The sequence below is a fragment of the Microbacterium sp. 70-16 genome (assembly GCF_001898315.1).
GTDB lineage: Bacteria > Actinomycetota > Actinomycetes > Actinomycetales > Microbacteriaceae > Microbacterium.
Map to the genome: position 1 here is coordinate 204,357 of NZ_MKTQ01000008.1, position 19,012 is coordinate 223,368.

At 70.1% G+C, this 19,012-nt stretch carries 14 protein-coding genes; 9 read left to right on the forward strand and 5 right to left on the reverse strand.

What is annotated here, in order from left to right:
* Positions 1-68: 68 nt before the first annotated feature.
* Positions 69-419, forward strand: coding sequence for a Fe-S protein (locus tag BGO46_RS01440; RefSeq protein ID WP_292674338.1), 351 nt, complete (start codon positions 69-71; stop codon positions 417-419).
* A 221-nt stretch (positions 420-640) separates the two neighbouring features.
* The gene (locus BGO46_RS01445; RefSeq protein WP_292674335.1) at positions 641-2,086 is read left to right on the forward strand and encodes an MFS transporter; all 1,446 of its coding nucleotides are present in this window, start codon (positions 641-643) and stop codon (positions 2,084-2,086) included.
* A gap of 75 nt (positions 2,087-2,161) precedes the next feature.
* Here the strand turns inward: BGO46_RS01445 and BGO46_RS01450 are convergent, their stop codons facing one another.
* From BGO46_RS01450 to BGO46_RS01460, 3 genes are read right to left on the reverse strand one after another with little or no spacing between them, the layout of a single operon-like run.
* The gene (locus BGO46_RS01450; protein ID WP_292674332.1) at positions 2,162-2,998 is read right to left on the reverse strand and encodes an ABC transporter permease; all 837 of its coding nucleotides are present in this window, start codon (positions 2,996-2,998) and stop codon (positions 2,162-2,164) included.
* Positions 2,995-3,867: an ABC transporter permease gene (locus tag BGO46_RS01455; RefSeq protein WP_292674330.1), complete on the reverse strand. Its 873-nt coding sequence runs from the start codon at positions 3,865-3,867 to the stop codon at positions 2,995-2,997. Before BGO46_RS01455 ends, BGO46_RS01450 begins: the two co-directional genes overlap by 4 nt.
* Positions 3,864-4,805: an ABC transporter ATP-binding protein gene (locus BGO46_RS01460; RefSeq protein ID WP_292674327.1), complete on the reverse strand. Its 942-nt coding sequence runs from the start codon at positions 4,803-4,805 to the stop codon at positions 3,864-3,866. Before BGO46_RS01460 ends, BGO46_RS01455 begins: the two co-directional genes overlap by 4 nt.
* 84 nt (positions 4,806-4,889) lie before the next feature.
* Here BGO46_RS01460 and BGO46_RS01465 point away from each other — a divergent pair, with 84 nt between their 5' ends.
* Complete coding sequence (locus BGO46_RS01465) at positions 4,890-6,782, forward strand: ABC transporter ATP-binding protein (protein WP_292674324.1); 1,893 nt, start codon at positions 4,890-4,892, stop codon at positions 6,780-6,782.
* Positions 6,783-6,911: 129 nt separating this feature from the next.
* On the opposite strand, the gene BGO46_RS01470 is transcribed toward BGO46_RS01465, so the two are convergent.
* Positions 6,912-8,801 carry a phosphoenolpyruvate carboxykinase (GTP) gene (locus BGO46_RS01470; protein WP_292674321.1) on the reverse strand — a complete coding sequence of 630 codons (1,890 nt, stop codon included), beginning with the start codon at positions 8,799-8,801 and terminating at the stop codon, positions 6,912-6,914.
* 106 nt (positions 8,802-8,907) lie between these two features.
* Between BGO46_RS01470 and BGO46_RS01475 the strand changes: the two genes are divergently transcribed.
* The 4 genes from BGO46_RS01475 (at position 8,908) to efeB (ending at position 14,079) form a co-directional block, all read left to right on the forward strand.
* On the forward strand, positions 8,908-10,350 hold the full coding sequence (locus tag BGO46_RS01475; protein WP_292674318.1) for an XRE family transcriptional regulator: 1,443 nt from the start codon (positions 8,908-8,910) through the stop codon (positions 10,348-10,350).
* A gap of 167 nt (positions 10,351-10,517) precedes the next feature.
* Complete coding sequence (gene efeU, locus BGO46_RS01480) at positions 10,518-11,528, forward strand: iron uptake transporter permease EfeU (protein ID WP_292674315.1); 1,011 nt, start codon at positions 10,518-10,520, stop codon at positions 11,526-11,528.
* Positions 11,525-12,751 carry an iron uptake system protein EfeO gene (efeO, locus tag BGO46_RS01485; protein ID WP_292674312.1) on the forward strand — a complete coding sequence of 409 codons (1,227 nt, stop codon included), beginning with the start codon at positions 11,525-11,527 and terminating at the stop codon, positions 12,749-12,751. The genes efeU and efeO overlap by 4 nt, the downstream gene beginning before the upstream one ends.
* The gene (efeB, locus tag BGO46_RS01490; protein WP_292674310.1) at positions 12,751-14,079 is read left to right on the forward strand and encodes an iron uptake transporter deferrochelatase/peroxidase subunit; all 1,329 of its coding nucleotides are present in this window, start codon (positions 12,751-12,753) and stop codon (positions 14,077-14,079) included. The genes efeO and efeB overlap by 1 nt, the downstream gene beginning before the upstream one ends.
* A gap of 73 nt (positions 14,080-14,152) precedes the next feature.
* Here the strand turns inward: efeB and BGO46_RS01495 are convergent, their stop codons facing one another.
* Complete coding sequence (locus tag BGO46_RS01495) at positions 14,153-15,217, reverse strand: winged helix DNA-binding domain-containing protein (protein WP_292674307.1); 1,065 nt, start codon at positions 15,215-15,217, stop codon at positions 14,153-14,155.
* Between the two features lie 197 nt (positions 15,218-15,414).
* On the opposite strand from BGO46_RS01495, the gene BGO46_RS01500 reads away from it, so the two are divergent.
* Complete coding sequence (locus BGO46_RS01500) at positions 15,415-17,082, forward strand: thiamine pyrophosphate-binding protein (RefSeq protein WP_292674304.1); 1,668 nt, start codon at positions 15,415-15,417, stop codon at positions 17,080-17,082.
* A gap of 159 nt (positions 17,083-17,241) precedes the next feature.
* Positions 17,242-19,011 carry a Na+/H+ antiporter gene (locus BGO46_RS01505; RefSeq protein ID WP_292674302.1) on the forward strand — a complete coding sequence of 590 codons (1,770 nt, stop codon included), beginning with the start codon at positions 17,242-17,244 and terminating at the stop codon, positions 19,009-19,011.
* Position 19,012 lies beyond the last annotated feature (1 nt).

Here is a 19,012-nt window from a genome sequence, read left to right on the forward strand (position 1 = left end):
CGGCTCGCGTTCGCGGGCGCACGAGGCGCGGCGCCCCACGCACGCACGCCTTCAGGTAGCCTGAGGGTATGGAGATCCTGCGTCACGCCGTCGTCCTCGTCCACCTCGTCGGGTTCGCCGTGCTCTTCGGCGCCTGGGTCGTCGAAGCGTTCGGCCAGCGCCGCTTCACGCGCCTCATGAGCTGGGGCATGGTCATCGCCGCCGTCGCCGGCCTCGCGCTGGCCGCTCCGTGGGGCATCGACGGCAGCCTCAACTACGCGAAGCTCGGCACCAAGCTCGTCGTGCTGCTCGCGATCGGCGCCCTGCTGGGCATCGGCACGAGTCGCCAGCGCAAGAGCGGATCGGTCGCGCCGGCGCTGTTCTGGTCGGTGGGCATCCTGACCCTCGTCAACGCGGGTATCGCCGTCCTCTGGCGCTGAGCCGCGCCACCGCGTGACCCCGGGCGACGCCCGAATGCGACCCGCACTCGCCCCACCGCGCGCCCGCGGAGTAGACTGAACGTTTGTGCGCCGGGACTCTGCCGGCGCCCCGGTGCCCCCTATGCTGTGGCGCCCGTCGCACAACCCCTGCCCCGGACGCCTCCCACCGGCGCGTCCCACGAGGACCCTCGACGATTCATCGACAGGTAGTCCCTCCCCGTATGTCCACTGCATCCGTGGCGCCCACTGCGCCCGCCAATCCCCGCTCGCGCGTCATCACCGCCAGCCTCATCGGCACGACGATCGAGTTCTACGACTTCTACGTCTACGCGACCGCGGCCGTTCTCGTCTTCCCCGTCCTGTTCTTCCCGACCGGCGATGACACGACCGCACTGCTGTCGTCGTTCGCCGTCTTCGGCGCCGCGATGGTCGCCCGCCCCATCGGCGCCGTCGTCTTCGGCCACTTCGGCGACCGGTTCGGCCGCAAGGCCACGCTCGTGGCATCTCTGCTCACGATGGGCGTCGCGACGTTCCTCATCGGATGCCTGCCGACGTACCACGACATCGGGTGGTGGGCGGCGCTGCTGCTGCTCGTCCTGCGCCTGTTCCAGGGCTTCGCGCTCGGCGGCGAATGGTCGGGCGCGGCCCTGGTCGCAACCGAGAACGCCCCGAAGGGCAAGCGCGCCTGGTACGGCACGTTCCCGCAGCTGGGTGCCCCGATCGGGTTCATCATCGCCAACACGATCTTCCTCGTGATCAACTTCGCCCTGCCGCACCCGGACGGCCCCGCGCAGCGCTCCGAGGCGTTCTTGGAGTGGGGCTGGCGCGTGCCGTTCCTGTTCTCGGCCGTCATGGTCATCATCGGCCTGTGGGTGCGTCTGAAGCTCGTCGAGTCTGAGACGTTCGTCAAGGCCGAGGCGAAGGGCGCGATCCGCAAGTTCCCGCTCGGCGAGGTCATCCGCACCAACTGGAAGAACCTCATCCTGGGCACGTTCATCATGCTGGCCACGTACGTGCTGTTCTACCTGATGACGAGCTTCACCCTCTCGTACGGCACGAAGGCGACGCTCGAGACGGCACAGCAGGCGGCCGAGACGGCCGGCACGGCCTTCGACCCGAGCACCTACGTCGCGGGCCTCGGCTTCGGCTACACCGACTTCGTCATCATGCAGATCATCGGAGTCGTGTTCTTCGGCATCTTCACGCTGCTGTCCGGCCCGCTCGCCGATGCGATCGGGCGCCGCAAGCTGCTGCTGTGGATCACCGCCGCGATCGCCGTGTTCGGCCTGCTGTTCAACGCGTTCCTGCTGCCACAGGTCGACCCCAAGTTCACCGGCGCCCTCGTGCAGGGCTTCCTCATCATCGGCTTCATGCTGATGGGCGCGACCTTCGGCCCGATGGGCGCGGTGCTGCCCGAACTCTTCCCGACGAACGTGCGCTACACCGGGTCGGCGATCTCGTACAACGTGTCGTCGATCCTCGGCGCCGCCCTCGCGCCCATCGTCGCGGTGGCGCTGTGGGCCGCCGCCGGCGGCGAGCCGTGGCTCGTCGGCGTGTACCTCACGGGCTCGGCCGTGCTGACGCTCATCGCGCTGGCCCTGTCGAAGGAGACCAAGGACGTCGACTACGACACGAACCTCGGTATGGGCGAGACCGCGTCGCTGTAACGCGAGACCAGAAACGGCGGATGCCGCGGAGTGCGAGACTCCGCGGCATCCGCCGTTCTCATCTGTTCTCTCAGGTCAATCCAAGAAGAGCGCGCGCAGCCGTTTCGTCGTGAAGACGAGTCCGATCGCGATCATGACGACGTAGTAAAGCACGTGCCACAGCATGTCGGCGCTCAGGATGCCCGTCGTCAGGCCCCGCACGAGTTCGACGCCGTGCCACAGCGGCAGTGCCATGACGATCTGCTGCACCCACTCCGGATACACGGTGATCGGGTAGAACGTCGCCGAGAACAGGAACATCGGCAGCAGCACGAAGTTGATGCAGTCCATCTGCTGGAAGGTCTTCATGTAGCTCGTGACAGCCATGCCGAGGCTCGCGAACCCGAACGCGATCAGCATGACGGCGGGCAGCGCCAGGATCGCCGTCGGCGCGAGGTTCAGCCCCAGCGCCTGCATGATGATCATGAATCCGGTCGCATACGCGAGGCCGCGCAGCAGCGCGTAGAGGATCTCGCCGAGCGCGACATCGAGCGGGCCGAGCGAGGTCGCCAGCATGCCCTCGTAGAGCTTGCCGTAGTTGAGCTTGAAGAAGACGTTCCACGTCGAGTCGTAGATCGCGCCGTTCATCGCCGACACGGCCAGCAGCGCCGGCGCGATGAAGGCGGCGTATGAGACCTCGACCCCCGACGAGGTCTGCACGTCGCCGATGAGGCTGCCCAGGCCGATGCCCATCGACGCGAGGTAGAAGACGGGCTCGAAGAAGCCCGACAGCACGACCGCCCAGCTCGACGAACGCGCCGCGATGAGCCCCCGCTGCACGACGGCTCCGGGGTTTCCCGCCCACAGTGCGCGGACGCCGCCGCGACGCGCGCCGGCGTGTACCGACTGCTCGGTCGCCTCGACCCCGGTCACTTCGCAAGCCTCTCGATGAACACGCGCCGCCCCCACAGATAGCCGATGCCGGCGAGGACGACGAGATAGGCCACGTGCACGACGATCATGCCGGGCGCGATCGGTGCGCCGTAGGTGACGACCCGGCCCAGCTCGGCACCGTGCCACAGCGGCGAGATCCAGCCGATCCACTGCAGCCAGCCCGGCAGGGTCGCCAGCGGATAGAACGTGCCCGAGAACAGGAACATCGGCATGAATATGAAGCGCTGCACGAGCGCGAACTGGCCCTTGTCGTCTTCGATCGAGCCCGCATACGCCATCAGCGGGATGCCGAACGCGAGACCAGCCAGAACCCCGACGAAGATCGCGATCCAGCCCGTCTCGGGGTGCGGGACGGCGCCGAACGGCAGCAGCCACACGATGAGGTAATAGGCGGCGGATGCCACGAGCATGCGTGCAGCGGCGCCCGCGATGACCCCGTTCGCGATCTGGGGGCTCGACAGCGGCGACGCGTTGAACCCGTAGAAGTAGCGACGCCACTTGAACCCGGCCATGACGGGGTAGGTCATCTCTTCGCTCGCGACCGAGATGGTCGCCGTCGCCAGCAGCGCGGGCGCGACGAACATGAGGTAGGTGACCTGCTGGCCGTGGTCGACTATCGGCACCGTGATGAGCGCGGCGAGACCGACCGCCAGACCCAGCAGGTAGAGGATCGGCTGCCCGACGGCACCGACGATGATCGTCCAGCCGTACGCGCGCATCGCGCGGACCATGTGCTCGGTGACGTACCAGCTGCCGTGTCGGCGCGGCTTGCGCCCCCACGCCATCGCTTCGGCGCGCAGCTCATCGAGCGAGGGGTGCGCCGTGGCATCCGTCTTCGGAGTGCTCATTCGATCAGCGACCTTCCGGTCAGGCGCAGGAAGACGTCCTCGAGCGACGAGCGGCGGACGAGGCTCGTGAGCGGCTGCAGCCCCGCCGCGCTGACGCGCTCAAGCGCTGCCTCGCCGTCGGCGGCGTAGATCAGCACCCGGTCGGGCAGGATCTCGACACGGTCGCCGATGCCCTGCAGGTGCGCGGCGGCCGCCTGGTTGCGGTCGGAGCCGAACCGCACCTCGAGCACCTCGCGGCTGGAGTGCTCGCGGATGAGCGACGCGGGGGTCCCCTCGGCCATGATGCGGCCCTTGTCGACGACGATGAGGCGATCGCACAGTTGCTCGGCCTCGTCCATGTAGTGCGTCGTGAGCACGAGGGTCGTGCCGCGCTCTTTGAGGCGGAACAGGCGGTCCCATAGCACGTGCCGCGCCTGCGGGTCGAGGCCCGTCGTCGGCTCGTCCAGCAGCAGGATGCGGGGGTCGTTGATGAGTCCGCGGGCGATCGTGAGGCGGCGCTTCATGCCGCCGGAGAGCTGATCGACCTTGCTCTTGGCCTTGTCTTCGAGCTGCGCGAACGCCAGTAACTCGTCAGCCTTCTGGTGGCACACCTTGCCGGGCAGACCGAAGTAGCGGCCGTAGATGTAGAGGTTCTCGCGCGCGTTGAGCTCGCCGTCCAGGTTGTCCTGCTGCGGCACGACGCCGAGCCGCGAGCGGATCTCGGGGCCGTAGCGGTCGGGATCCAGACCCAGGATGCTCAGCTCGCCGCCCGAGCGCGTGGAGACAGCGCCGATCATCTTCATCGTCGTGGACTTGCCCGCCCCGTTCGGGCCCAGCAGACCGAACGACTCGCCCGGTGCGACCTCGAAGCTCAGCCCGTCGACGGCGACGAAGTCGGGCTTGCCCTTCATCTTGTAGGCCTTGACGAGGTTCTTCGCAGCGATCACGGGTTGAGGCACCGAACAACCCTAGCGCCGCCCTCCGACACGCCTCCCAGCGAGAGAGGAGGAAGATGGGAGGGTTACCGAAAGAGGACGCACCACATGTCCACACCCACCGCCTCACGCCGACGTCGCCCCACGAAGGACGACGGCCCGCGCGCAAGCCTCCGCCAGTTGCTGCCGTTCATCTTCGAGCACAAGCGCGTGCTCGTCGCCGTCGCGGTCCTGAGCATCCTCGCCGCCGGCGCGACGCTCGCCCAGCCGCTGCTGGTCGGCCAGGTCATCGAGCGCGTGCAGACGAACGTGCCGCTCGGCAATCTCGTGTGGGTGCTGGTCGCGCTCGTGATCGTCGGGTCGCTCGTCAGCGGCATCCAGCACTTCCTGCTGCAGCGCACCGGCACGGCGGTCGTCTTCTCGAGCCGCCGACGCCTCATCGCGCAGCTGCTGCACCTGCCTGTGCAGGAGTACGACGCGCGCCGCACCGGCGACCTCGTCTCGCGCGTCGGCACCGACACGACGCTGCTCTACGCCGTGCTCACGCAGGGCCTCGCGGACTCGATCGGCAGCGTCCTCATCTTCGCCGGCGCCGTCATCGCGATGCTGATCATCGATCCCGTGCTGCTCGTGCTGATCCTCATCGTCGTGGGATTGTCGGTCGCCGTCGTCGGCGTGCTGTCGGGGCGCATCCGCCAGGCGACCACGGCGCAACAGGAGCGCGTGGGTGAGCTGGCATCCGGCGTCGAGCGTGCCGTGGGCTCGATCCGCACGATCCGTGCGGCCGGCGCCTCCGGCCGCGAGGAGTCGGCGATCGAGTACACCGCGCGCCGCGCGTACGAGTCGGGCGTGCAGGTCGCCAAGGCATCCGCGTTCGTCGTGCCGATCGCCGGCATCGCACTACAGCTCTCGCTGCTGGTGGTGCTCGGCGTCGGCGGGTTCCGCGTGGCATCCGGCGCCATCTCGATCGCACAGCTCGTGACCTTCGTGATGTTCCTGTTCTTCCTCGTGCAGCCGCTCGGCTCATTCTTCGGCGCGATCACGTCGGTCAACCAGGCCCTCGGAGCGCTCGGCCGCATCCAGGAGATCCTCGATCTGCCGACCGAGACGGCGTGCGACGCCGAGGTCGCCACCTCGATCCGCGCCACCGACACCGGCATCGTCGGCGTCGACACGGCGATCGAGTTCCGCGACGTGCATTTCGCGTACCCGCAGAGCGTCGTCGCCGCGCGCCAGCGCAGCGAGACCGAGGCCGCAGCGCTGCTGGCCGAAGTGCATGCGGATGCCACGGTCGACGTCGACCGCGACTCGGAGCGCACCGGTGATGTGCTGCGCGGCGTCTCGTTCCGCGTGCCGCGCGGTGCGCGCGTCGCGATCGTCGGGCCGTCGGGAGCCGGCAAGTCGACGACGCTCGCCCTCATCGAGCGGTTCTACGACCCGACCGAGGGCGCGATCCTCGTCGACGGCGTCGACGTGCGCACGGTCGACCGTGCCCGGTTGCGTGCCCAGCTCGGCTATGTCGAGCAGGATGCCCCGACGCTCGCCGGCACGATCGGCGACAACCTGCGGCTCGCGTCTCCCGAGGCATCCGACGCCGCATGCGAACGCGTCCTGCGCGCCGTGAACCTCGGCGAGGTGCTCGAGCGGTCACCCCTCGGGCTCGATGCCCCCGTCGGCGAAGCCGGCGTCATGCTCTCGGGCGGCGAGCGCCAGCGGCTCGCGATCGCGCGGGCACTGCTGGCCGCTCCCCCGGTGCTGCTGCTCGACGAGTCGACCTCGTCGCTGGACGGCCTGAACGAACAGCGCATGCGCGAGGCGATCGACGCTGTGGCCGCCGGCCGCACGCTCATCGTGATCGCGCACCGCCTGTCGACCGTCGTCGACAGCGACCTGATCATCGTGCTCGACCGCGGCGAGGTCATCGGACGCGGCACGCACGCTGAGCTCGTCGAGACCGTTCCGCTCTACCGCGACCTCGCCCGCCACCAGCTGCTCGTCTGAGGCGCGCCGCCCCGCCCCGCCCGCAGAACCATGTCCCAAAAGATGCTGTTTTGAGGGCCTTACACCAGCGCTCTTTGGGACATGGTCTGCGATAAGTGGGACATGGAAGCCCTCAGGCGGTAGCGGCCCTCAGGCGGTGGCGGCCTTCAGGCGGTAGCGCAGGGCGGCGAGCTCGGCGTACAGGGCCGCGGGGACCTTGCCGTCGAAGGTGCGGTAGAACTCCTCCGTGAGGTCGGTCTCCTGCAGCCACAGCGCGGGGTCGATCTCGAAGAGGGCATCCAGGTCGTCCTGCGGAACGTCGATGCCGTCGAGGTTGAGGTCGCTCGTGTGCGGCAGTCGGCCGATCGCGCTGTCGACGGCCGAGACCTTGCCCTCGATGCGGCGGATGATCCAGTCGATGACGCGCGAGTTGTCGCCGAACCCGGGCCACAGGAACCGCCCGTCGCTGCCCTTGCGGAACCAGTTGACCTGGAACACGCGCGGCGCGCGGTCGAACCGCAGCTGCTGCCCGACCTTGAGCCAGTGTCCGAAGTAGTCGGCCATGTTGTAGCCGCAGAACGGCAGCATGGCGAACGGGTCACGGCGCAGCTCGCCGACGGTGCCCTCAGCGGCAGCCGTGCGCTCGGACGAGATGTTCGACCCGAGGAAGACCCCGTGCGTCCAGTCGGTCGCCTCGACGACGAGCGGCACGTTGGTCGCGCGACGACCACCGAACAGGATGCCATCGAGGGGCACGCCCTCCGGGGTGTCCCAGTCGGAGGCGATCTGCGGGCACTGGGCAGCAGCCACCGTGAACCGCGAGTTCGGGTGCGCCGCGGGGCGGCCGGACGCGGGCGTCCAGGGGTTGCCCTCCCAATCGGTGAGCTCGGCGGGGATGTCGTCGGTCAGCCCCTCCCACCACACGTCACCGTCGGGGCGCAGCGCGACGTTCGTGAAGATCGTGTTGCCCCAGAGCGTCTCGACGGCCGTGACGTTCGTCGACTCGCCGGTGCCCGGCGCGACGCCGAAGAAGCCCGCTTCGGGGTTGATCGCCCACAGCCGCCCGTCCTCACCGGGACGCAGCCACGCGATGTCGTCGCCGAGGGTCTCGACGCGCCAGCCGGGGATCGTCGGCCGCAGCATCGCGAGGTTCGTCTTGCCACACGCCGACGGGAACGCCGCAGCCAGGTGGTACGCCTTGCCCTCGGGGGAGATGACGCGGATGAGCAGCATGTGCTCGGCGAGCCAGCCCTCATCGCGGCCGATGACCGAGGCGATGCGCAGCGCGAAGCACTTCTTCGCGAGGATTGCGTTGCCGCCGTAGCCCGAACCGTACGACCAGACCTCGAGCGTCTCGGGGAAGTGCACGATGTACTTCTCGTCGTTGTAGGGCCACGGGGCATCCTGCTGGCCGGGCTCGAGCGGCGCGCCGACCGAGTGCACCGTCTTAACCCAGGGCTTGCCCGCGGCGATCTGCTCGAGCACGGCCGTGCCGACGCGGGTCATGATGCCGATCGAGGTGACGGCGTAGGCGGAGTCGGTGATCTGCACGCCGATGTGCGACAGCGGACCGCCGATCGCGCCCATCGAGAACGGCACGACGTACATCGTTCGGCCCTTCATCGAGCCGGCGAACAGGGGCGTGAGGGTCGCGCGCATCTCGGCGGGCTGGGCCCAGTTATTGGTGGGACCGGCATCGGCTTCACGCTCGGAGGCGATGAAGGTGCGCGCCTCGGTGCGGGCGACGTCGCTCGGGTGCGAGCGGGCGAGGTACGAACCGGGCCGCCATTCGGGGTTGAGCTTGATGAGCTTGCCCTCGTCGACCTGCTGGCGCAGCAGCGCCTCGTTCTCAGCGCGCGACCCGTCGACCCAGTGGATGCTGTCGGGCTGCGTCAGCGCGGCGATCTCGTCGACCCACGCATACAGCTCCTGCAGGCCGGTGCCGGCGAGCGTGGGGCGAGCCCCGAAGGTGGGCTTCGGCTGTGCGGTGCCCGATCCGGGGACGGCGATGGTGCGGGTGAAAAGGTCGGCGATGGCCATGTCAGCTCCTTCATCGGATGGTCTGGCTCCACTTTGCGCCGGTATCACGCCCACTTATCGAGATCCGTGGCGTCAAGAATCATGTTTCTTTCGCTATCATCAAGGAATGACTCCCTCCGCGATCGAGCTGTCCACACTCGGTCACCGCATCCGCCATCGCCGCGTGTCCCGCGGGATGACGCTGGATGAACTCGGCGCCGTCGTCGGCGTCGCGGGCAGCCAGCTCAGCCTCATCGAGAACGGCAAGCGCGAGCCCAAGCTCTCCTTGCTGCAGGCGATCGCCCATGCAACCGGCACGGATGTCACCGACCTGCTCTCCCCCGAGCCGCCGAACCGGCGAGCCGCGCTCGAGCTCGACCTCGAGCGCGCGCAGGCATCCCCCGTGTTCCGACGCTTGGGCATCCCGCCGGTGCGCGTCACGAAGACGACCTCGGACGAGACGATCGAGGCGGTGCTGGGCCTGCACCGCGAGCTGCAGCGCCGCGAGCGCGAGGCCATCGCGACCCCGGAAGAGGCGCGGCGCGCCAACACCGAGCTGCGCCTGCGCATGCGCGAGCGGAACAACTACCTGCCCGAGATCGAGCAGCTCGCCGAGAAGCAGTTGCGCGCGGCCGGGCACACCGGCGGCGCGCTCACGCACCGCTCGGTGAGCGTCATGGCCGAGCAGCTCGGCTTCGAGCTGATCTACGTCGATGATCTGCCGCATTCGGCGCGGTCGGTCACCGACCTCGAGAACGGCCGCATCTACCTGCCACCGGCGTCGATCCCCGGCGGACACGGCCTGCGCTCGATGGCGCTGCAGGCGATGGCGCACCGCCTGCTCGGCCACACGCCTCCGACCGACTACGCCGACTTCCTGCAGCAGCGCCTCGAGATCAACTACTACGCCGCCTGCTGCCTCATGCCCGAGACCGCGTCGGTCGCCTTCCTGACTCAAGCCAAGAAGGATCGCAACCTCGCCGTCGAGGACTTCCGCGATGCGTTCGGTGTGACCCACGAGGCCGCCGCCATGCGGATGACGAACCTGCTGACGCAGCACCTCGGCACGCGCCTGCACTTCCTGCGCGTGGACGGATCCGGCGCGATCAACCGCGTGTACGAGAACGACGAGCTCCCGTTGCCGATGGACGTGACGGGCTCGGTCGAGGGCCAGATCGTGTGCCGCGAGTTCGCCGCGCGGTCGGCCTTCGGCGAGCGCAACCGCACGACCGAGCACTACCAGTACACCGACACCCCTGCGGGGACGTTCTGGTGCTCGAGTCAGACCGGCAAGACGGGCGACGGCGAGTTCTCGATCACGGTGGGCGTGCCGTTCGATGACGCCCGGTGGTTCCGCGGTCGTGAGACGCAGAAGCGCGCGGTGTCGACCTGCCCCGACGAGTCGTGCTGCCGCCGACCGGATGCCGAGTTGACGCACCGCTGGGACGGCAAGGCCTGGCCGAGTGCGCGCGTGCACATGCAGATGTTCTCGCCGCTGCCGCGCGGCGCCTTCCCGGGCGTCGACGACGGCGAGGTCTACGGCTTCCTCGACCGCCACGCCGCCGAGTGACGGCGCGGGGTGCGTGGGCCGGGGTTGGCGGCCACGGCCACCTCGGTGTACTGTCGATCCGCTAGTGAGGTTCACCTAACCTAAGTTGCGGCCGCGAGGTCAGCGCGACCGAGGACTGCGACGGGGCAGAGGTACCGGCCCCACCCCTCGACCTGAAATCCACCGCCGTGCTCGCCACCTTCCTGATCGGCCTCCGCGAGGGCCTCGAGGCCGCGCTCGTCGTCGGCATCCTCGTCGCCTACCTCACCCGCGTCGGCCGCCGCGATGTCCTCCCCCGGCTCTGGACGGGTGTCGGCCTCGCCATCGCCCTCGCCGTCGGCATCGGCGCGATCCTTACCTTCGGCGCCTACGCCCTGACCTCCCAGGCGCAGGAGCTCATCGGCGGCCTGCTGTCGCTGGTCGCGGTCGGCATGGTCACGTGGATGATCTTCTGGATGCAGCGCACCGGCCGCACGATGAAGCGCTCGCTCGAGGGTGGCATCGACCGCGCTCTCGCGCAGGGTGGCCTGTGGGCGATTGTGGCCATCGGGTTCGTGTCGGTCGCGCGCGAGGGCATCGAGACGACGCTGCTGCTGTGGTCGATGGTGCAGTCGTTCGGCACGAAGCCGGAGGTCCTCACCGGCGCCCTGCTGGGCCTTGCCGTCGCGGCGCTGGTCGGCTGGTTGCTCGCGCGGGGCATGGTCCGCATCGACCTGCGCACCTTCTTCGCGTGGACGGGCGGGTTCCTCGTGATCGTCGCCGCGGGCGTGCTCGCCTACGCGATCCAAGACCTGCAGGAGGCCGCTGCCCTCCCCGGCCCGTTCACGACGGCCGCCCCCGTCGACCCCGTCACCGGCGTCGTCGCGACAGGCTGGTCGGCCTTCCCGTTCGGCTGGGCGTTCGACGTGCGCACCGCGATCCCGCCGACCTCGACCCTCGCGGTCCTGCTGCAGGCGACCGTCGGCTTCATGCCGCAGATGAGCTGGCTGCAGGTCGTCGCGTGGGCCCTGTACATCGCCATCGTCGGTACCTACTTCGTGCGCGGCCTGGTGCGCCGGCCGGCCCGCGCGACCGCGGCACCAGATGCCACGACGACCGCCGCGGCGGCGGCGGATGCCACCGGAGCACCCGCCGAGGCATCCACGTCCACCTCCACCACACCAGGACCTTCCGCACCAGAAACGCAAGGAGCAGCATGATCCGTCCCCGCAGCCTCGCCGCCACCGCGGCGCTCGGCGTCACCGCCCTCGCCCTCGCCGGGTGCGTCGCCAAGGCCGACATCGCCGCGTCGGGCGCCCTCACGGTGACCTCGACCGACAGCACGTGCGACGTGTCGACGGCGTCCGTGACCAGCGGCACGCTCGCGTTCGACGTGACCAACTCGAGCTCGCAGATCAGCGAGTTCTACGTGCTCGCTGACGACGGCCTCCGCATCGTCGGCGAGGTCGAGAACATCGCTCCGGGCGCGTCGCGCACGCTCACGGTCGTCGCACAGCCGGGCGACTACTTCACGCTGTGCAAGCCGGGAATGGTCGGCGAGGGCGTCGGCAAGGCATCCTTCACCGTCACGGGTGAGAAGGTCCAGGCGACGGGTGACGACGCCGAGCAGAAGACGCAGGCCGTCGACCTGTACGCGGCGTTCGTGAAGGACCAGGTCGAGCAGCTCGTGCCCGCCGTCGACGCGCTCGTCGCGGCCTACGAGTCGGGTGACGACGACGCCGCGAAGGCGCAGTTCCCGCTGACCCGCGCGTACTACGAGCGCATCGAGCCCGTCGCCGAATCGCTCGGCGACCTCGACCCGCGCATCGACTACCGCGAAGTGGATGCCGTCGCCGAAGGCCTCGACTGGACCGGCTTCCACCGCATCGAGAAGGACCTGTGGCAGCCCGCGGCCGACGCCCTCAACTCCGACGGCGCGAGCGCGTGGTTGGACTGGGCACCCTCGACGACCGAGGAGCGCGCCGCGTTCGGCGACCAGCTCATCGCCGATGTCGCCGAGCTCAACACCTACGTGCACTCGCAGGAGTTCACCGACACGCTCGAGGCGCAGGGCATCGCGGGTATCTCCAACGGCGCGATCGGCCTGCTCGACGAGGTCGCGACCGGCAAGATCTCCGGCGAGGAGGACTGGTGGAGCGGCACCGACCTGTGGGACTTCGCGGCCAACGTCGAAGGATCGAAGATGGCGTTCTCGCTCGTCGAGGACTTCGCCGTCGCGCAGGGCGATGACGGTGCGGCCCTCGCCGACGACATCGCGCAGGGCTACGCCGACCTCGACGCGGCCCTCGCGACCTACGGCTCGCTGACGGACGGGTTCGTGAACTACAGCGAGCTCACCGACGACGACAAGCGCCAGCTCACCGACCTCATCAACGCGCTGGCCGAGCCGCTGTCGCAGCTGACATCCGCCATCCTGGAGTGATGACGAACGACCAGACGGATGCCGGCGACGTCTCCCCCGCGGAGGTGCCGCCGGCATCCGGCGTACCCGGCCTGAGCCGGCGCGGCCTGCTGGGTCTGGCCGCCGGCATCGGCGCGGCAGGGCTCGCCCTGGGCGCCGGTGCGGGCGCCGCCGCGGGCGTTGCTGTCGGGCGTGCGAAGTCGGGGTCCGGCGGGGCATCCGTCTATGACTTCTTCGGCACGCATCAGGCCGGCATCACGACGCCCGTGCAGGATCACCTGCACTTCGCGTCCTTCGACATGATGGCCCGGACGACCCGCGACGACCTCATCGAGCTGCTGCAGGACTGGACGTATGCCGCTGCGCGCATGTCCCAGGGGCTCGACGTCAGCGCGTCGGGCGCCGTCGGCGGATCGCCCGAAGCCCCGCCGGACGACACCGGCGAAGCCCTCGGTCTCGCCGCGAACGGACTGACGATCACGTTCGGGTTCGGGCCGACGCTGTTCGTGGCCGACGACGGCACCGACCGCTACGGCATCGCCGCGCAGCAGCCCGCGGCGTTGCAGAAGCTGCCGGCGTTCCTCGGCGACGACCTCGATCCCGAGGCGACGGGCGGCGACCTGTTCATCCAGGCGTGCGCCGACGATCCGCAGGTCGCCGTGCACGCCGTGCGCAACCTCAGCCGCATCGCCTTCGGCCGCGCACGGCTGCGCTGGTCGCAACTGGGGTTCGGCAAGACCTCGAAGACGACATCCGACCAGGCCACGCCGCGGAACCTGTTCGGGTTCAAGGACGGGACGGCGAACATCCTCGCCGACGACCAGGCCGCCCTCGACGCACACGTGTGGGTCGCGGGTTCCGACGAGCCGGCGTGGATGGCGGGTGGCTCGTACCTGGTCGCGCGCAAGATCGCGATGCTCATCGAGACGTGGGACCGTGTGCGCCTGTCGGAGCAGAACCGCATCATCGGCCGCGACAAGGGCGAAGGCGCGCCGCTGTCGGGCGGCGTCGAGACGACGGAACCCGATTTCGCGGCATCCACCGCGACGGCATCCCCTGCGATCGATGCGCACAGTCACGTGCGCCTCGCGCACCCCGACTTCAACGACGGCATCCGCATCCTGCGGCGCGGGTACAACTACGTCGACGGCAACACGAACCTGGGCCGGCTCGATGCGGGACTGTTCTTCCTCGCCTACCAGCGCTCGCCCGAGCAGTTCATCACGCTGCAGCGCGCGCTGTCGACCGACCTCATGAACGAGTACGTCCGCCACATCGGATCGGGCATCTGGGCCGTGCCGCCGGGTGCGGAGGCCGGCTCGTACATCGGCGCGGGGTTGTTCGGCTGAGGCGCCGCTCGAGGAGCGCAAATGGCTCTCTTGCCGCCCGAATCGCGACCATTTGCGCTCCTCGAACGCCCGCTCAGCCGCGCAAGAAGGCCGCGAACCGCGCGAGCGCGGCATCCACCTCGCTCTGCCGGGCCCCGTCGGCCATCGTGGCGACGGGATCGAGGTGGTGTCGACCGACGGCGAGCGAGTGGCTCCACGTGCCGACGACCTCGCCGCGGTCGAGCAGGATGGGCTTGACCTGGCCGTTCGCGCTCGGACCCACCGCCGCGCGGAGTTCGGGCGCGCCCGCGACCGATCGGTCGGCGTAGGAGATGTAGTACTCCTCGAAGGGCGGCAGGGCGAAGATGCCGGTCGGCACCGGCGGCGGGCCATCGGCGGTGCCTGACTCCTCGAACAGCCCCTCCTCGACCTCGACGACGCGGTCTCCTGCGGCATCGCGCGCCGCGCGGGCGAGCCCGAGCGTGAGACCCGTCCACCAGCGGAAGTCGGCGAGGGATGCCGGGCCGTGCCCGCGCAGGTAGCGCACGAACAGCTCCGCGAGCGGGTCGGCGGGGGTCGCGGCTTCCGTGATCCACTCGTCGGCGGCGACGACGTACTGGTCACGTCCGGGAGCGCCATCGCGCGGCACGACCGGCCCGAGAACCGTGACGCCGCGCAGGCACAGCGCCGCGAGCAGGTGGTAGCCGCGCATGCCGGACGTGTCGAGCCCCGCCGCGGCGAGCACGTCGGCGAACTCCGCGCGGGTGAGCCGATTGCCGCCGGCGAGTGCGGGACGGATGGCACGCTCGGCGCCACGCAGCGTGTCAGGCGTGATGCCGAGGGAGCGGTGCGATGCCGCGTACTGGCGCTGCTGCCGGTCGCCTGTGACGGACAGGATCCAGGCCAGATCGCGGGATGCCACGATGTGCAGCGTGCCGCGCTGCGTCCACGCCCGCACGAGGTCGCCGCGCTCGAACGCGGCATCCACTTCGCGCAGCGTCGGCGCGCCGGCGGTGCGGACGGCGAGCGCCCAGCGCCCGCCCCAGAACTCCTGCGCCTGTGTCGCGCCCAGGTGTTCCGCGGCCGCGACGGCGTCGCGCGCGGGCGCACTGAGCTGGTGCGCGCGCAGCCGGTGGGCACGCAGCAGGTCGAGGTCCATGCCGCCATCATGCCGGGTGGCCCGCCGTTCGAGGTGCGCACATGGCTCTCTCAGCGCCCGAAACGGGACCATTCGCGCTCCTCGAACGGCGGTAGACTCGACCCGTCCGGCCCGCGACGACGCGGCCGATGCTCGAAAAAGGGGCACTTCCAGACACATACGGCATCCGTTCACCGTCTCTGTCTGGAGGATTCTCCATGCCCACCGTCTCCGCGCACGTCGCCCAGACCCTCTCCGCCCACATCGACCACGTCTTCGGGGTCATGGGCAACGGCAACGCGCACTTCCTCGACGCACTGGAGCGCTCCACCGAGGTGCACTACACCGCGATGCGGCACGAGGCCGGGGGTGTCGTCGCCGCCGACGCGCACTTCCGCGCGGGCGGGGGCCTCGCCGCCGCGACCGCGACCTATGGCGCCGGCTTCACGAACACCCTGACCGCGCTCGCCGAGTCGGTGCAGGCGCACGTGCCGCTCGTCCTCGTCGTCGGCGACGAGCCGACGAGCGGGCCGCGCCCGTGGGACGTCGACCAGATCGCCCTCGCGTCGGCGGTCGGCGCGCGCACGTACACCGTCGGGCGGGCGGATGCCGCGGCCACGACCGTCATCGCGATCGAGCACGCCCTCTCGTACCGCGTGCCGACGGTGCTCGCGATCCCGTACGACGTCGCCAAGCTCGAGGCGGGGCCCGTGCCGGATGCCCCGCAGCCCGTGCTGCCTGTTCCCCTCACGCCGTCGGCGCCGTTCACCGCGGCCGCTGTCGCCGCGCTCGCGCGCGACCTGGCATCCGCCCAGCGCCCCGTCCTGATCGCGGGCCGCGGCGCCTGGCTCGCGGATGCCGGCGAAGCGCTCGGCCGCCTCGCCGACGCGACCGGCGCCGTGACCGCCACGACGGCGCTCGGCCGCGGCATCTTCCCGCGCGGCGAGTTCGACCTCGGCGTGACGGGCGGCTTCGGGGCGGATGCCGCGATGGAGCTCATCGGCACGGCCGACGTCGCGGTCGTCTTCGGCGCGGGCCTCAACCAGTTCACGATGCGGTTCGGGCAGCTGTTCTCGCCCGCGACGCGGGTCGTGCAGGTCGACGTCGCGCCGGCGGCGACGCATCCGCACGTCGGCGGCTACATCCGCGGCGACGCGCGGCTGGTCGCCGAGGCCCTCGTCGGCGAGCTCGCGGCGCTCGGCGGGCCGCGCGAGCGGTGGGCGAGCCCCGCCACCATCGCCACCCTCCGCGCCCGCGAGCCGGGCGACGCGCTCGCTCCCGACGGCCGCCTCGACCCACGGTCGGTCGCGGTGCGCATCGGCGAGCTGCTCGAGTCGGATGCCTCGACGCGCGACCGCGTCGTCGTGACCGACGGCGGGCACTTCCTCGGCTGGGCCAACATGTATTGGCCCGTCGCGTCGCCCGACCGCATGATGATGGTCGGCACGGCCTACCAGTCGATCGGGCTCGGGTTCGCTTCGGTGCCCGGCGCGGCGCGCGCGAAGCCCGCGTCGACGATCGTGCTCAGCACCGGCGACGGCGGCGGGCTGATGGCTCTCGCCGACCTCGAGTCGGCCGTCCGCGTCGCGGGCAGTCGCGGCCTCGCGGTGGTCTGGAACGACGCCGCCTACGGCGCGGAGATCAACCTGTACGGACTGCAGGGGCTGGCGCGCGAACCGATGCTGATCCCCGAGGTCGACTTCGCCGGTCTCGCCCGCGCCGTCGGCGCCGACGGCGTCGTCGTGCGCACGCTCGCCGACCTCGATGCGCTCGCGCGGTGGGCTGCAACACCGGCATCCGATCGACCCTTCCTGCTGCTCGACTGCCGCATCTCGGGCGACATCATCGCGCCGTATCAGCAGGAGATCATCCGCGTGAACTCCTGAATCTCGCGTTCGAGGAGCGCAAATGGTCCGCAAACCGTGCTTCAGGCAGCCATTTGCGCTCCTCGAACGCCGCCGGCACGCCTGACCGGGAATGCCAGGGCCTGGTTGTGCGCTGGAACCTGCGCGCACACTGTTAGTAGCGCGCGAAGGGGGATGCCCATGGAAGGTCTCGAAGTCACGGTCCTGTTGGGGCTTGCGACTCTCGTCGGCACGGCGCTCGCGCCGAAGCTGCGGATCGCGACTCCCCTGCTGCTGGTCATCATCGGCCTCGCGCTCGGCTTCGTGCCGCAGCTGCGCGAGATCCAGCTGCCGCCCGAGACGGTGCTGCTGCTGTTCCTGCCGGTCATGCTCTTCTGGGAGAGCCTCACGACATCGCTGCGCACGATCCGCCGCGCCCTGCGCTATATCGTGCCGATGAGCACGCTGCTCGTCGTCGCATCGGCGTTCGGCGTCGCGTGGATCGCGACGCTGTTCGGGATGCCCTGGCAGACGGGCCTGCTGCTCGGTGCCGCCGTCGCCCCACCCGACGCGACAGCCGTCGCCGCCCTCGGCCGGCTGCTGCCCCAGCGCATGTTCATGAAGCTCAAGGCCGAGAGCCTCACCAACGACGGCACGGCGCTCGTCGTTTACGCGATCGCCCTGTCGCTCGCGCTCGGCGAGAACGTCACCGGCTGGTCGATCACGGCGAGCGTGCTGATCTCGTACCTGGGCGGCGCGGCCGCCGGTATCGCCGTCGCGGCGCTCGCATATCTCGCGCTGCGCAGCACCCGCTCGACGCTCGTGATCAACATCACGCTGCTCATCGTGCCGTTCCTGGCGTTCCTGCTGGCCGAGTTCGTGGAAGCCTCGGGCGTCCTCGCGGTCGTGATCGCCGGTCTCATCGTCGCGTGGATGCACTCGCGCATCACGACGGCCGCTTCGCGCCGACAGGCCACCGCGGCGTGGCCGTTCGGCGTGTACCTGCTCAACGGGGCGCTGTTCGTGCTCATCGGGCTCGAAGTGCAGTACGTCGTGCACGACATCCCGGGGCGACTCATCGGCATCCTGCTGCTCATCTCGGTCGCCGCGTGGATAGCGCTGATCGTCGTGCGCTACCTGTTCCTGTTGCTGTTCGCGCCGTTCTCGCATCCGGCCGGAGGTCAGCTGTTCGGTCACAACCGGGCGCGCATCGTGAACACGATGGCCGGCTTCCGCGGCGCCGTGTCGCTCGCGATCGCCCTGTCGGTGCCCGTGACCGTCAACGGGTCGGGCGATCTGTCGGGCCGCGATGCGATCGTGTTCGTCACGGCCGGGGTCATCCTGCTGAGCCTGCTGGTGCAGGGGCCGATGCTGCCCGCGATCGTGCGGTGGGCGCGGCTTCCGCAGGACGCCCTCGCGGAGGATGAATACGAGCTCGCGCAGCGCACGATCTCGGGAGCAGCCCTCTCGGCGCTCGACGACATCGCCGACGAGCACGGCATCAGCGCGAACGTCCGCGACCGCGCGCGGCGCGAGGGCTACGAGATGCTCGAGCTCGCCAATGCGCGCGCCTACGCGCGGCAGCAGCAGACCGACGACGCGCAGATCGCCGAGCTCGAGACGATGCTCGACGAACCGGATGCCGCCGACACCGGCCCCGTCCTCGAGGTTGGGCAGGTGCCGCCGCCCACCGTTGCAGCCGCATCCGGCGCACTCGGCGCCGACGGCACCGCCGCGGCATCCGCTCTGCAGATGCTCGCGACGAGCGACGGGATCGATCTGAGCCAGCGCTCCCCGATCACGCAGTTCGAAGAGGCCACGCGCCTCAAGCTCGCGCTGCTGGATCGCAAGCGCACCGTCCTGCAGCGGATGCGGCGAGAGGGCACGATCGACGACCTCGTCGTGCACCGCATCGAGGCCCACCTCGACCTCGAAGAGGTGCGGCTGAGCGGCATCGAGCAGCTGGACTGAC

What these genes read in the sequence shown, in the direction of transcription:
- BGO46_RS01495 (WP_292674307.1), bottom strand. Translation starts at nt 15,217, where the DNA reads ATGGACCTCGACCTGCTGCGTGCCCACCGGCTGCGCGCGCACCAGCTC.
- efeB (WP_292674310.1), top strand. Translation starts at nt 12,751, where the DNA reads ATGACGAACGACCAGACGGATGCCGGCGACGTCTCCCCCGCGGAGGTG.
- BGO46_RS01455 (WP_292674330.1), bottom strand. Translation starts at nt 3,867, where the DNA reads ATGAGCACTCCGAAGACGGATGCCACGGCGCACCCCTCGCTCGATGAG.
- BGO46_RS01440 (WP_292674338.1), top strand. Translation starts at nt 69, where the DNA reads ATGGAGATCCTGCGTCACGCCGTCGTCCTCGTCCACCTCGTCGGGTTC.
- BGO46_RS01475 (WP_292674318.1), top strand. Translation starts at nt 8,908, where the DNA reads ATGACTCCCTCCGCGATCGAGCTGTCCACACTCGGTCACCGCATCCGC.
- BGO46_RS01500 (WP_292674304.1), top strand. Translation starts at nt 15,415, where the DNA reads ATGCCCACCGTCTCCGCGCACGTCGCCCAGACCCTCTCCGCCCACATC.
- efeO (WP_292674312.1), top strand. Translation starts at nt 11,525, where the DNA reads ATGATCCGTCCCCGCAGCCTCGCCGCCACCGCGGCGCTCGGCGTCACC.
- BGO46_RS01505 (WP_292674302.1), top strand. Translation starts at nt 17,242, where the DNA reads ATGGAAGGTCTCGAAGTCACGGTCCTGTTGGGGCTTGCGACTCTCGTC.
- BGO46_RS01470 (WP_292674321.1), bottom strand. Translation starts at nt 8,801, where the DNA reads ATGGCCATCGCCGACCTTTTCACCCGCACCATCGCCGTCCCCGGATCG.
- BGO46_RS01465 (WP_292674324.1), top strand. Translation starts at nt 4,890, where the DNA reads ATGTCCACACCCACCGCCTCACGCCGACGTCGCCCCACGAAGGACGAC.
- BGO46_RS01445 (WP_292674335.1), top strand. Translation starts at nt 641, where the DNA reads ATGTCCACTGCATCCGTGGCGCCCACTGCGCCCGCCAATCCCCGCTCG.